General features: G+C 57.7%; 12 protein-coding genes. 4 read left to right on the forward strand and 8 right to left on the reverse strand.

The window, feature by feature from the left end; genetic code table 11:
* Positions 1-440 precede the first annotated feature (440 nt).
* Both WIN67_RS24990 and WIN67_RS24995 read left to right on the forward strand, forming a co-directional pair.
* Complete coding sequence (locus WIN67_RS24990; RefSeq protein ID WP_102880852.1) at positions 441-1,043, forward strand: helix-turn-helix transcriptional regulator; 603 nt, start codon at positions 441-443, stop codon at positions 1,041-1,043.
* Positions 1,030-1,911, forward strand: coding sequence for a queuosine precursor transporter (locus WIN67_RS24995; RefSeq protein ID WP_123394009.1), 882 nt, complete (start codon positions 1,030-1,032; stop codon positions 1,909-1,911). The genes WIN67_RS24990 and WIN67_RS24995 overlap by 14 nt, the downstream gene beginning before the upstream one ends.
* A 100-nt stretch (positions 1,912-2,011) precedes the next feature.
* On the opposite strand, the gene WIN67_RS25000 is transcribed toward WIN67_RS24995, so the two are convergent.
* The 8 genes from WIN67_RS25000 to hmpA all read right to left on the reverse strand — a co-directional run bounded on the left by WIN67_RS25000 (position 2,012) and on the right by hmpA (position 10,331).
* Positions 2,012-2,566: a cytochrome b gene (locus tag WIN67_RS25000; protein WP_213665917.1), complete on the reverse strand. Its 555-nt coding sequence runs from the start codon at positions 2,564-2,566 to the stop codon at positions 2,012-2,014.
* A gap of 149 nt (positions 2,567-2,715) precedes the next feature.
* On the reverse strand, positions 2,716-3,603 hold the full coding sequence (gene cyoE / locus WIN67_RS25005) for a heme o synthase (RefSeq protein WP_102880855.1): 888 nt from the start codon (positions 3,601-3,603) through the stop codon (positions 2,716-2,718).
* A 10-nt stretch (positions 3,604-3,613) separates the two neighbouring features.
* Positions 3,614-3,943 carry a cytochrome o ubiquinol oxidase subunit IV gene (gene cyoD, locus WIN67_RS25010; RefSeq protein WP_016964601.1) on the reverse strand — a complete coding sequence of 110 codons (330 nt, stop codon included), beginning with the start codon at positions 3,941-3,943 and terminating at the stop codon, positions 3,614-3,616.
* Positions 3,944-4,570 carry a cytochrome o ubiquinol oxidase subunit III gene (locus tag WIN67_RS25015; protein WP_025129487.1) on the reverse strand — a complete coding sequence of 209 codons (627 nt, stop codon included), beginning with the start codon at positions 4,568-4,570 and terminating at the stop codon, positions 3,944-3,946. It abuts the gene before it with no gap.
* A gap of 3 nt (positions 4,571-4,573) precedes the next feature.
* Positions 4,574-6,592, reverse strand: coding sequence for a cytochrome o ubiquinol oxidase subunit I (gene cyoB / locus WIN67_RS25020; protein ID WP_102860344.1), 2,019 nt, complete (start codon positions 6,590-6,592; stop codon positions 4,574-4,576).
* Between the two features lie 3 nt (positions 6,593-6,595).
* Positions 6,596-7,540 carry a ubiquinol oxidase subunit II gene (gene cyoA / locus WIN67_RS25025; RefSeq protein ID WP_102860343.1) on the reverse strand — a complete coding sequence of 315 codons (945 nt, stop codon included), beginning with the start codon at positions 7,538-7,540 and terminating at the stop codon, positions 6,596-6,598.
* Positions 7,541-8,335: 795 nt separating this feature from the next.
* Positions 8,336-8,845: a disulfide bond formation protein B gene (locus WIN67_RS25035; RefSeq protein ID WP_102880856.1), complete on the reverse strand. Its 510-nt coding sequence runs from the start codon at positions 8,843-8,845 to the stop codon at positions 8,336-8,338.
* A gap of 304 nt (positions 8,846-9,149) precedes the next feature.
* Positions 9,150-10,331: an NO-inducible flavohemoprotein gene (gene hmpA / locus WIN67_RS25040; RefSeq protein ID WP_110652250.1), complete on the reverse strand. Its 1,182-nt coding sequence runs from the start codon at positions 10,329-10,331 to the stop codon at positions 9,150-9,152.
* A 156-nt stretch (positions 10,332-10,487) separates the two neighbouring features.
* On the opposite strand from hmpA, the gene norR reads away from it, so the two are divergent.
* Positions 10,488-12,044 (forward strand): nitric oxide reductase transcriptional regulator NorR, encoded by a 1,557-nt coding sequence (gene norR, locus WIN67_RS25045; RefSeq protein ID WP_110652249.1) that lies wholly within the window; start codon positions 10,488-10,490, stop codon positions 12,042-12,044.
* A gap of 186 nt (positions 12,045-12,230) precedes the next feature.
* Positions 12,231-13,133, forward strand: a complete 903-nt coding sequence (locus tag WIN67_RS25050; RefSeq protein ID WP_102880859.1) for a chemotaxis protein CheV — start codon at positions 12,231-12,233, stop codon at positions 13,131-13,133.

Below are 13,133 nucleotides of genomic sequence, written 5' to 3' on the forward strand. Positions count from 1 at the left end.
CACGAACGACAGCACGCTTCCTGGATATCACGTTCGTTTGCCTGCATCGGGCTTATCCAAGCCTCGACGTCAGACTCTATAAGGCGCAACAAAATTAATCAAAGAATTAAACATCTTCCAAATTAAATGCTGCTTTTCTTATCGAGGAAGGGCAGCCTCGGCCTTGCGTTACCGAGAACCTTCACTGTCGAGCGCCATGACGCCAAGCCTACGGGACTGTATTGTCATGGCCGGCGCATGCGACAATTTTTCCTCAGTGACGCTGATCCAGCACCTGTCGGAGAGCTTGATCACTCAGTAAATCGACAGCGAAATGTCCCGGGATGGAGGCGGCAATCTAGCCGTTCTCGCCTCGGCGTCGGGTGACTGGATGCCTGATGCGGCTCTGTCACTGTTGAAGATTCAATGGGTTACGGCCAAAAGGAAGTGGTGAGTATCAGATGCACAAGAGAGAAAGAACCGAGCATTTAAAAAGCAACATCAAGTACCTGATCAAAAGCCGTGGTGAGACACAACTGTCTTTGTGCAATGCCAGTGGCCTTACCAGAACGACCATCTACAACATTCTGGAAGGCAAGGTCACCAACGTACAGCAGTCCACCATTCGAAAAATCTCCGACTTTTTCGGCGTCTCCTACGAAGAAATAGAGACTGTCGACTTTGAAGAAAAGGAGATCATCGAGAGCAGCATCTCCCCTCAAGGGAACATGAACCCAGCGGCCGTTCCGATCATCAAGGAGAGCCTGCTGATAGCCAACATGGACAAACGAATTGGAGAGTTGGCGATACTCTATCCATTGACTTACTACTTCGGCACTTCCCACAACTTGATAGCGGTGCTGCTGGAGAGCGAGATCAACGGCATGAATGAACCCGGCGATCTATTGATCGTACAAAAGGGCTCATCGAGTGACGACAAAGAGAAACTGGCTTACGACAAACTGACAGGAAAGCTGCTTATCTTGAATGATGTTTGTTCCGACTCAGATCGCATGATTCTAGTGGGCGATATCATTGAGGAGCGGTTCAATGTCGATCCATGAAGCTGAAATCGAAAATAGCAAATACAAGCTTCTGGGCTTTGACAACAACAAAAAACTTGCCGTAATCATGATTATCGCCACAGGCAAGGTCATCAAAATCAAGTTAAGAGAGGTACTTAATAGTGAAATAATGGACAACCTGAACAAAGCGGAAATCAAAAACCTGTATCGAAAGCTCTACTCACAGGGAGACACGCTAACAGCATACGACCTGAATGATCGCCATGAGAATTCATGGATGATTTATATCATCCTGAATCTGCTGCTCGTTACATTTTATATTTTCACCAGTATTGCTGCGACAAAACCTATCTACTTGGAATCGCTGGATATCATTATCACTCCCGGGACCTTTCTTTACTCCCTAACCTTTTTAATCGTTGATTTATTAAACGAAAACTTCGGACTTCGACTAGCAAGAAAGGCCATCTTTTTTGCATTCGCAAGCACCTCCACGGTCTTCATCCTACTCTATGGTTCGACCTTCCTCCCCGGACTGCCCGGCTGGAGACTCGATACACCTTACAATGATGTGGTCACTCAGGTTTCATCAGTACTCGTGGCTTCATCCATCTCATTTCTTATTTCTGAAAATATAAATTCCTACTTGCTGTGCAAGATAAAAGAACTGACAAACTCCAGATTTCTGTTCCTGCGAATCTTCTTGAGTACCTTTTTTGCGGTGATCATCGATAGCTTTCTATTTTGCTACATCGCCTTTTATGGACTAATGAAGAACAGCGACATCCTCAACATGATCTACTTTCAAATCGCGATCAAAGTATTCTTTGCGCTCTTCAATATCTTGCCAGCCTATGGTGCAAGGTCACTATTCAAGAAATACATGACCTGCGGTCAAGAAAAATAATATGGCGTAAGGGCCTTCTCCTGAAGACCCATTAACGACCCTTGAATAAAAAGCCCCGCACTCCTCTGGAAGTGCGGGGCTTTTTGTCTGGGACAACAAATCAAGCCGAAGCGCTTCTACCCGCCATGCGCCGCAGGACATGCCCCTGGCCTTTGACGCAATGCAGGATCACCGCCGCTACATGGCCCACGATCAGTACCAGCAAGCTCCAGCCCAGCAGGCTGTGGAAGCTGTTGCCCAGGTCGGTCATCCACTGGATCTTCGGCCCTTCGAAGCCGCTCATCACCGGCAGCCCGAAGGCGGAAAACGCTCGCCCGGAACCGTACTGGCGCAGCAGGCCGAGAAACGGGATGGCGAACATGCCGGCATACAGCAGCCCATGCCCCAGACGCGCGGCCAGGTTCAGGCTCGGCGGCCGACGATGGCGGTTCAGCAGGCTCCAGAGCAGCCGCACCAGCAACAGCCCCATCAATAGCAGCCCCACTTGCTTGTGGGTCGGCCAGAGGAACTTGTCCAATGCCGAATCCTCCAGCAGGTAATGGGCAGCGGTCGTGCAATAGATCCAGGCAAAGGCCAGCGCCATGGCCCAGTGCAACCCACGACTGACCGCGCCGTAGCGCGCCTTGGAGTCGTTCATTTCAATACGGCTTTGCATGACATCCACTCAGGCTTAATCAACGAACCGGTAATTTTACCCAGCCCGGGGATCGTACTGGGCCGAAAAACTTTAAATGATGTAACGACGCGGCCAAAAAAAACCCCGCGCTTCTCTCGAAGGCGGGGCTTTTCTGTGGCCTGGACAGCTTAGTGTGCGTAGGTCAGCAACAGCTCGGTCGGGGCCTTGAAATCCACCGACATCATCACGCTCAGCGCGGTGATGGTGAAGATCGAGAACACGAACAGCTTGCGCGCCCACACGGTGTCATCCACCGCCTTGTAGCCGGTCCAGGCCATGTACAGCCAGTACATGCCCATCGCCGCCGCTACCGCCAGGTAGCTCATGCCGGCGTAACCGCTGAAGGTCAGCATCAGGGTCGCCACCAGGAACGCCAGGATGTAGAGCAGGATGTGCTTCTTGGCCACGCGAATCCCACGTTTTACCGGCAGCACCGGAATCGATGCGGCCAGGTAATCGTTGAAGCGGAAGATCGCGATGGCGTAGGAATGCGGCATCTGCCACAGGCTGAACATCACCAGCAGGGTCAGCGCGGCCATGTCGAAGCTGTTGCTCACGGCCACATAACCGATCACCGGCGGCATGGCCCCGGACAGACTGCCCACCAGCGTGCCGTGAACCGACTTGCGCTTGAGGTACAGGCTGTAGAGACCGACGTAGATGACAAAGCCGATTACCGCGAACAACGCGGCCAACGGATTGGCCACGTAGTACAGCAGGGCGACGCCAGCGACCCCGAGGAGGGAGGCATAGACCAGGGCCGCTTCCAGGGAAATCAGGCCCTGGACCAGCACCCGGTTCTTGGTGCGCTCCATCTTCAGGTCGATGTCACGGTCGATGCAGTTGTTGAACACGCAACCGGACGCTACCACCAGCGAGGTGCCGATCATGGCGGCCAGGAAAATGGCCAGATCGACATGCCCTTTCGAGGCCAGGAAAAACCCGCCTGCCACAGAAAGCACGTTACCGAAAATGATCCCCGGTTTGGTGATTTGGATAAAGTGCTTGAGCGACATCGGGTTTACCTCACTTGGCCATCATGACGGTGTGGATGCTGAACATGATCCACAACGACAGACCAACCAGCAGAACAATGACCAGCGCCGCGAAGATAAACGCGATGACGTTGTTACGCTGCGCCGCGGAACGGTCCAGATGGAGGAAGTACACCAGGTGAACGATCACCTGGATGACCGCGAACGCCAGGACGATCCACAGGGTCACGTCTTTAGGCAGCGACGGGTACATCACCAGGCCGAACGGGATCAGTGTCAGGATGACCGACAGGATGAAGCCGATGGCGTAGGACTTGACGCTGCCGTGACCGGCTTCGTCGTGGGAGTGTGTGTTGGCCATTTACATAGTCCCCATCAGGTAAACAACGGTGAATACGCAGATCCACACCACGTCCAGGAAGTGCCAGAACAGGCTCAGGCAGCTCAGACGGGTCTTGTTGGTCGCCGTCAGGCCGTTTTTCTGCACCTGGTACATCATGATCGCCATCCAGATCAGACCGCTGGTCACGTGCAGACCGTGGGTGCCGACCAGGGTGAAGAACCCGGACAGGAAGCCGGAACGGCTAGGGCCGTAGCCTTCGGAGATCAGCAGGTGGAACTCGTTGATCTCCATGCCGATGAAGCCCAGGCCGAACAGGAAGGTCATGCCCAGCCAGCCCAGTACCTGCTTCTTGTTGCCCCGGAAGAACGCCAGCATGGCGAAGCCGTAGGTGATCGAACTGAACAGCAGCAGAGCGGTTTCGCCCAGTACGTAAGGCAGTTCGAAGATGTCGTGGCCCGACGGGCCACCCGCTACGTTGTTAACCAGTACCGCGTATACCGCGAAGATCGACGCAAACAGAATGCAGTCGGTCATCAGGTAGAGCCAGAAACCGAATACGGTCATCTCGCCCGAGTCGTGGTGATGGTCATCGTGCCCATGGTCATCGACATGGGCGTGTCCAGCATTGGTCACTAAGTTCGACATGGATTAAGCCTGTTCCAACGAGGTTTCAACACGGGTAGCCGGGATCTTGTTCTCCGATACCAGACGCTTGTGCTGCTCGGCTTCGATGCGTTCGATCGTCTCGACCGGCACCATGTAGCCTTGATCATCACGGGCAGCGTGGATCGCGAAATAGATCACGGTGCCGGCCAGGCTTGCGATGGCCAGCCACCAGATGTGCCAGATCATGGCGAAACCGAACACGGTCAGCAGGGCCCCCATGACCACACCGGTAGCGGTGTTGTTGGGCATGTGGATCGGCTGGTAGCGGCTTGGCTTCGCGTAGGCGGTACCGTCTTCCTTGGCTTCGGTGAACGGGTCGATGCCGTCGGCTTTGGGCAGTACCGCGAAGTTGTAGAACGGCGGTGGCGACGAGGTCGACCATTCCAGGGTGTGGGCGTTCCATGGGTCGCCGGACACACACATGTTCTGCTTGCGGTCACGCACGCTGACGTACAGCTGGATCAGCTGGCAGGCGATACCCACAGCGATCATCAGTGCACCCACCATGGCCACGTACAGGTATGGCACCCACTCAGGGTTGGTGGTGGCGTTCAGACGACGGGTCATGCCCATGAAGCCCAGTGCATAGAGCGGCATGAAGGCGACGAAGAAGCCCGAGATCCAGAACCAGAAGGCAGCCTTGCCCCAACCTTCATGCAGCTTGAAGCCGAAGGCTTTCGGGAAGTAGAAGCTGAAGCCGGCGATGTAGCCGAATACCGCGCCGCCGATGATCACGTTGTGGAAGTGAGCGATCACGAACAGGCTGTTGTGCAGGACGAAGTCCGCACCCGGGATGGCCAGCAGTACGCCGGTCATGCCGCCGATGGCGAAGGTCACCATGAAGCCCAGGGTCCACAGAACCTGGCTGGTGATGCGCAGACGGCCGTGGTAGATGGTGAACAGCCAGTTGAATAGCTTCACCCCCGTCGGGATCGAGATCAGCATGGTTGCCAGGCCGAAGAAGGCGTTGACGCTGGCCCCCGAACCCATGGTGAAGAAGTGGTGCAGCCAGACCATGAAGCCCAGGATCGAGATCGCGCCGGACGCGTAGATCATCGAGTGGTGGCCGAACAGGCGCTTGCCCGAGAAGGTCGAGATGACTTCGGAGAAGATACCGAACGCTGGCAGGATCAGGATGTACACCTCGGGGTGACCCCAGGCCCAGAACAGGTTCACGTACATCATTGGATTGCCACCAAGTTCATTGGTGAAAATGTGGAAATCCATGTAACGGTCAAGCGTCAGCAGTGCCAGGGTAGCGGTGAGGATCGGGAACGAAGCCACGATCAGCACGTTGGCCCAGGTGCAGGTCCAGGTGAAGATCGGCATGTCCATCATCTTCATGCCCGGGGTACGCATTTTCAGCACGGTGGCCAGGAAGTTGACCCCCGTCAGCGTTGTCCCCAGACCCGATAGCTGCAGCGCCCAGATGTAGTAGTCGACACCCACGCCCGGACTGTATTGCAGGCCCGACAGCGGCGGATAGGCAACCCAGCCGGTCTTGGCGAATTCGCCAACGCCCAGGGACAGGTTGATCAGCACCACACCCGATACCAGCAGCCAGAAGCTCAGGGAGTTGAGGAACGGATAGGCCACGTCACGCGCGCCGATCTGCAGCGGCACGACCAGGTTCATCAGGCCGGTGAAGAATGGCATCGCCATGAAGATGATCATGATCACACCGTGGGCGGTGAAAATCTGGTCATAGTGTTCAGGTGGCAGGTAGCCAGGCGAACCCTCGGTGGCCATGGCCAGCTGGGTACGCATCATGATGGCGTCGGCGAAGCCACGCAGCAGCATGACCATGGCGACGATGATGTACATCACACCGATTTTCTTGTGGTCGACGGACGTCAGCCACTCGGTCCACAGGTAGGTCCACTTCTTGAAGTAGGTGATTGCCGCGAACAGCGCCACGCCGCCGAGCGCGATCATGGCAATGGTCACCATGACAATCGGCTCGTGGAACGGAATCGCTTCCAGACTTAATTTACCAAACATCGTTTACTCCTCTGCCCCGGCAGCTGAATGCGAACTCACGTCCATCCCTTCGGTTGCAGCCACTTCCTTTTCTTTCTTCTCGTGCTTGAGCGGCTGGCCCGGTTTCATGCCTTCATACTTGTCGATGATGGTCTGGAACAGGTTCGGCGCGTACGCGGAGTAGAGTTCTACAGGATTGTTCTGGCTCGCCTTGGAAAGGGCTTCGTATTCAGCGGTGTCCAGCTGTTTAGGTGCCTTCTTGACTTCGTTTACCCAGGCGTCGAAATCTTCCTGACTGGTTGCGATCGCTTTGAATTTCATGCCGGTAAAGCCCGCGCCGCTGTAGTTGGCGGAGATACCTTCAAGTTCGGTGTTCTGATTGGCAATCAGGTGCAGCTTGGTGGTCATGCCCGCCATCGCGTAGATCTGGCCGCCCAGGCCCGGGATGAAGAACGAGTTCATCACGGTGTCGGAGGTCACGCGGAAGTTCACCGGGGTATGGGCCGGGAACACGATCTTGTTGACGGTGGCGATGCCTTGCTCGGGGTAGATGAACAGCCACTTCCAGTCCATGGCGACCACTTCGATGGTCACCGGCTTGACGTCGGACTCCAGCGGACGGTACGGGTCCAGGGCGTGGGTCGACTTGTAGGTGACATAACCCAGGGCAATGATGATCAGCACCGGAACCAGCCATACGGCGATTTCGATCTTGGTGGAGTGGGACCACTTCGGCGCGTAGGTCGCGTCCGTGTTCGAGGCGCGGTATTTCCAGGCGAAGGCGAAGGTCATGATGATGACCGGCACAACCACCAGCAGCATCAGGATGGTTGCCGTGATGATCAGGTTTCGTTCATCCAGACCGACCTGACCCTTAGGATCGAGCAAGGTCCATTTGCAGCCTCCCAGCATCAACATGCCGAGCAGCGGCAATAAGCCTAGTAATCTGGGGTACCTGTTTTTACTCATCTCACGACCTCTAAAGCAGCTTGCGCAATGCAGTTGGGTTTTGATCGCCAACACTTCACCCTGCCAAGGGTTGGCATTTTTCTTCAATGGAATAAGGGCCTGCCCGTTGCGTTAAACGCTCAACGACACATCCCGGGCTAGCAGTGGTTCTTATTCGATCTCGTGGTCAAAGGCCTTGTTACAGACCAATTCCATTTGGTGCGGAAGTTTGGAAGGCGCCGACACCCGCAGTCGCATGGAGCGCTCAATCCGCCCCTCGACCGTCCTCGTGTGCTCAGGGATGAGCAGCGTCGGAAATTCAGTGCGGGCGATTGTAGATATGTCGCGTTTTATAAACCATGTCTTATCCCGAAATAATTTTTATCGCTGGGCGCAACAATCGCTCACGATTGTTGCAAAGGATCGCAATCATAACGATTTTCATTATCAACAAAAACCCCCAAAAAGGACTTGAAAAAGCCCCGCCGCCGGACCTCTACCCACCCCTGAAAGCCGCCTTTCATATGGCTTCACCCCTTGTAAAACGGGGTCTGTGAAGAATTGTATAGATAGCAGGCTATGGGTTTTCCCCAACAACGCGGCTTACATAAACTGACAGACTTGTATGGAACCAGTTGCCCGGAATGCAGTCTGTTGGCAGCCCCCGACCGCCCGCCTGCGGCCGCGACAGTGTGACAACATGTCGCACTTTTGCCGCACCCTCACTTGCCGCAAATCACGGACTTTTCAACTGCTGGATGAACGACATGAAAAAGCCCCGGCCCCTGTTGAGGGACCGGGGCTTTTCCGGGTGAATCAGTAGGTTTTCTTGCGATTGCGCACCACGCCCAGGGGCACCAGGATCACCGTCAGCACGAACGCCAACAGTGCCCACTGGGCCAGGGACAGCCCAAGGATCGGCGGATACGGCGTGGAGCAGAAGCCGTCTACCTGAAAGCCCAGGGGAAAGATCGTCGCCAAGGGCAGGCTGTCGACAATCGGCTGCAGCACGTCAATGCCACAGCTCACTGCTGGATAGAACTGGGTGTACACATGGTGCCCGGCCACTCCCGCGCCGGCGATGGCACTGATCACCACCAGCGTCTCCATGATGGTGATGCCACGCCGCGAACTCAGGGCCGCGCCAATGAAGGCGAACAGTGCAATCAGCAGCAAGGCGTAGCGCTGCAAGATGCACAGAGGGCAAGGCGCCTCGCCCAATACCACCTGCATGTACAGGGCACCGCCGATCAACGCCAGGCAGATAACCCCCAGCAGCACCAGGAAGCGCCGTTCACGTCCCAAACGCAGTCTGTCGTCACTCATCCCTTTTCCTTTTTTCTGTTGTCTGTCCAACCGGGCCACCTGTGCTGCTCACGGCAGCCCACGGTTGAATTGCGAAGTTGATCTGATTGCCATCGGGTGCCCGGAAGTCTACACGCTGATCATGACCTTTGAATGCATTGCATCGCAGGCAATACCCAAGGTTTACGGGCCTGGGGGACGCACAATGAAAGGGCCGGCATGGCAGCGCCATCCCAGCATCGTGGGGAATTAACGACAGGCAGGTTAAGCAAGGATTAACAAGCCAGCCCCATTGCAGGGCTGGCTTGTGCAGGAGTCGCGAGGGTTATTCCAGGGCCGCCGCCGGGCCGAAGAACTCGTAGCGACTTTGTTGCTCGGGAATGCCCAGGGCCTTGAGATGGCGCTTGATGGCCGCCATGAAGCCCTTGGGCCCGAGGAAATAGGCATCCAGATCACGCTGCTCCGGCAACCAGTCGGCCAACTGCTCCCGGGTCAGCAGCCCTAGTTTGTCTGCTGCAGGGCTGATGCCGTCGTCTTCGGCGTAGCAGTAGAAACGCTTGAGCTGTGGATAACGTTGCGCCAACTCGTCGACCCAATGGCGAAACGCATGCACCTGGCCATTGCGTGCACAGTGGATGAAATGCACCGGGCGCTCGGTCGCCAACGCGGCCTCCAGCATCGGCAGGGTCGGGGTGATACCAACCCCGCCACTGATCAGCACCAGGGGCTTGTCGCTGGCCTCCAGGGTGAACTCACCCGCCGGCGGAAACAGCATGATGCGCGCGCCCACCGGGCACTGGTCATGCAGGTAGTTGGACGCCACGCCTCCGGCCTCGCGCTTGACGCTGATGCGGTACTGGCCCTGGCTGGTAAGCGCCGACAGGGAATAATTGCGCCGTACTTCCTCGCCCTCGATGAAGAGCTGCAAGCCAATGTACTGCCCAGGCTCGGCGGCGAGGATCGGCCCCCGGTCCAATGGCTCGAAATAGAAGGAGGTGATTTCCGCGCTCTCCTGGACCTTATCCACCAATGTGAATTCCCGCGCGCCCCGCCAGCCGCCGGGTGCCTGGGCCTTCTCGTCGTAGATGGCCGCCTCGGCACCAATCAGGATATCAGCCAACTGGTTGTAGGCCGCACCCCAGGCATTGATCACTTCGGGAGTGGCGATCTCGCTGCCCAGCACCTCGGAAATGGCCCGCAACAGGCAGGCGCCAACTATGGGGTAATGCTCCGGCAGGATCTGCAGGGCCACATGCTTGTTGATGATCTTGGCCACCAGGTCCCCCAGTTGGTCCAACTGGTCGATATGCCGGGCATACATCAGTACACCATTGGCCAGGGCCCGGGGCTGATCACCGCTGGCCTGGTGGGCCTGGTTGAACAGCGGACGCACCTGGGGGTACTCGGACAGCATCATCCGGTAGAAATGGGTAATCAGGGCTTCGCCACCGCTTTCCAGCAGGGGCACAGTGGATTTGATGATGGCGCGATCTTGAACGCTTAGCATAGGGACAACTCCTGGACTTTTTGACTGCTTGCAGGTTGCCCTTAACTAATCAGTTTCCATGCCAGAATTTAAATCTTTATAAATCAATAACTTAAAATATAAATAGTCATAAAGACACGCCGACCTTTATAGTCATTAAGACAACGCGGAGTCCTTATGACTGCAAAATCCCTACTCACGACCCTACTGCCACTGGTGACCGACCTGTCTCGGGAACTGCCTGAGGGCGAACGATATCGCCGCCTGCTGGAGGCCCTGCGAGCCCTGCTGCCCTGCGATGCCGCCGCGTTGCTGCGTCTGGATGGCGAATGGCTGGTGCCGCTGGCGGTCAACGGCCTGAGTACCGATACCCTGGGCCGGCGCTTCAAGGTCAGCGAGCACCCGCGCTTTGCCGCCCTGCTCAGCAGCCCGGGACCGACCCGTTTTGCCAGCGACAGTGAACTGCCCGATCCCTATGACGGCCTGGTGGAAGGTCTCGACGATCACCTGGAAGTCCATGACTGCATGGGCTGTCCGCTGTTCGTCGATGAACGCCCCTGGGGCCTGCTGACCCTCGACGCCCTCGATCCGCAACGCTTCGAGCCTATCGAGCTGGACGCCCTGCAAGCCTTCGCCAGCCTGGCTGCCGCCACGGTCAGCGCTGCCGAACGCATCGAGCGCCTGGCACTGCGCGCCGAAAACGAGCATCAACGGGCCGAAGTCTTCCGCCAGGCCAGCGGGCAGAACCGCGAGATGATTGGCCAGAGCAAGGCCCACAAGCGCTTGCTGGAAGAGATCAATCTGGTGGGCGGCAGCGACCTGACCGTGCTGATCACCGGGGAAACCGGCGTTGGCAAGGAGTTGGTGGCCCAAGCCATTCACGCGGCCTCGCCCCGGGCGGAGCAACCGATCATCAGCCTCAACTGCGCGGCCCTGCCCGACACCCTGGTGGAGAGCGAGCTGTTCGGCCATGTGCGCGGCGCCTTTACCGGGGCCACCCAGGATCGTCGGGGGAAATTCGAGCTGGCCAATGGCGGCACCCTGTTTCTCGATGAAGTCGGTGAACTGTCGCTGACGGTACAAGCCAAGCTGCTGCGGGTGCTGCAAAGCGGCCAATTGCAACGCCTGGGCTCGGACAAGGAACATCAGGTGGACGTACGCCTGATCGCCGCCACCAACCGCGATCTGGCAGAAGAGGTGCGCAACGGTCGTTATCGCGCCGACTTCTACCATCGCCTCAGCGTGTATCCACTGCGGGTGCCGGCCCTGCGGGACCGGGGCCGGGACGTGCTACTGCTCAGCGGCTACTTCCTGGAACAGAACCGCTCGCGCATGGGCCTGGGCAGCCTGCGCCTGAGCGCCGATGCGCAACAGGCGCTGCTGGCCTACAACTGGCCGGGCAACGTCCGCGAACTGGAGCACTTGATCGGCCGCAGCGCCCTCAAGGCCTTGGGCAACTGCCGTGAACGGCCGAAGATCCTCAGCCTGGATGCAACGGACCTGGACCTGCCGCGGGTCAGCGAAAAGGCGCCTGCCGTGCCCGAGCAAGCCCTTGAAAGCGCGCCTCTGGCCCTCACCAACGGCGATTTGCGCCAGGCCACCGAACACTATCAACGCCAACTGATCAACGCCTGCCTTGAACGGCACCAGCACAACTGGGCCAGTGCCGCCCGTGAGCTAGGCTTGGACAGGGCCAACCTCAGCCGCCTGGCCAAGCGCCTGGGCCTGCGGTAGAGGCCAAGGGCCTGCTCGCTGGAGCGGGCGTGCCAGCAAAGGGCACGGCGTAAATCCAGGGACCCGCGCAGCGGCCGACGGAAAGCAGCCTCGCCGCTAAAGCCCGTCCTGAATACGTCGATAACCCGTTATCAAGGGTTGTCCGTGGGTCGAGCCACAAGCCAATTTTTTCCAGAGAAGGTTTTTATGTCCTCCAACAAAGCCCGCGCAGACTCGCTTTCGCTTCTGCTGTTTACCTTGCGCAGCGGCAAGCTGATGGCAATCAACCTGCTTAAAGTCAGTGAAATCATTCCCTGCCCGCCGCTGACCAAGCTGCCGGAGTCCCACCCCCATGTGAAAGGCATCGCCACCTTGCGCGGCAACTCGCTGTCGGTGATCGACCTCAGCCGGGCCATCGGCGAACGCCCCCTGGCCGACCCGGACAGCGGTTGCCTGATCGTCACCGACGTCAGCCGTTCCAAACAGGGCCTGCACGTGCAGGCGGTGAGCAAGATCGTCCACTGCCTGACCACCGATATCCGCCCACCGCCCTTTGGTTCCGGCGGTATCAAGTCCTACATCACCGGCGTGACCCAGGTGGACGGCACGCTGGTGCAAGTGCTGGATATCGAGAAAGTGATCCACGGCATCGCCCCGGCGCAGATCGAGATGGCGCCCACCGAACTGAGCATGGAAGACGCCGATGCCCTGGGCAATGCGCGCATCCTGGTGGTGGACGACAGCCAGGTAGCGCTGCAGCAATCGGTGCACACCCTGCGCAACCTCGGCCTGCAATGTCACACCGCCCGCAGCGCCAAGGAGGCCATCGACTGCCTGCTGGAACTGCAAGGCACGGCCAACGAGATCAACCTGATCGTTTCGGACATCGAGATGTCGGAAATGGATGGCTACGCCCTGACCCGGACCCTGCGGGAAACCCCGGACTTCGCTCATCTGTATGTGTTGCTGCACACCTCGCTGGACAGTGCCATGAACAGTGAAAAAGCCCGCCTGGCCGGAGCCAATGCGGTACTCACCAAATTCTCCTCGCCGGAACTGACCCGCTGTCTGATCGACGCCGCCAAGACCATCGCCAGCCAGGCAGCCTGA

Origin of the sequence: Pseudomonas idahonensis, assembly GCF_037903935.1 — a bacterium.
Taxonomy (GTDB): Bacteria; Pseudomonadota; Gammaproteobacteria; order Pseudomonadales; family Pseudomonadaceae; genus Aquipseudomonas; species Aquipseudomonas danubii.

Excerpts from the sequence above, each read along its gene's own strand:
- WIN67_RS25035 (WP_102880856.1), bottom strand. The coding sequence starts at position 8,845 with ATGAGTGACGACAGACTGCGTTTGGGACGTGAACGGCGCTTCCTGGTG.
- WIN67_RS25015 (WP_025129487.1), bottom strand. The coding sequence starts at position 4,570 with ATGTCGAACTTAGTGACCAATGCTGGACACGCCCATGTCGATGACCAT.
- norR (WP_110652249.1), top strand. The coding sequence starts at position 10,488 with ATGACTGCAAAATCCCTACTCACGACCCTACTGCCACTGGTGACCGAC.
- cyoB (WP_102860344.1), bottom strand. The coding sequence starts at position 6,592 with ATGTTTGGTAAATTAAGTCTGGAAGCGATTCCGTTCCACGAGCCGATT.
- WIN67_RS25000 (WP_213665917.1), bottom strand. The coding sequence starts at position 2,566 with ATGCAAAGCCGTATTGAAATGAACGACTCCAAGGCGCGCTACGGCGCG.
- WIN67_RS24995 (WP_123394009.1), top strand. The coding sequence starts at position 1,030 with ATGTCGATCCATGAAGCTGAAATCGAAAATAGCAAATACAAGCTTCTG.
- cyoD (WP_016964601.1), bottom strand. The coding sequence starts at position 3,943 with ATGGCCAACACACACTCCCACGACGAAGCCGGTCACGGCAGCGTCAAG.
- cyoE (WP_102880855.1), bottom strand. The coding sequence starts at position 3,603 with ATGTCGCTCAAGCACTTTATCCAAATCACCAAACCGGGGATCATTTTC.
- WIN67_RS24990 (WP_102880852.1), top strand. The coding sequence starts at position 441 with ATGCACAAGAGAGAAAGAACCGAGCATTTAAAAAGCAACATCAAGTAC.
- WIN67_RS25050 (WP_102880859.1), top strand. The coding sequence starts at position 12,231 with ATGTCCTCCAACAAAGCCCGCGCAGACTCGCTTTCGCTTCTGCTGTTT.
- cyoA (WP_102860343.1), bottom strand. The coding sequence starts at position 7,540 with ATGAGTAAAAACAGGTACCCCAGATTACTAGGCTTATTGCCGCTGCTC.
- hmpA (WP_110652250.1), bottom strand. The coding sequence starts at position 10,331 with ATGCTAAGCGTTCAAGATCGCGCCATCATCAAATCCACTGTGCCCCTG.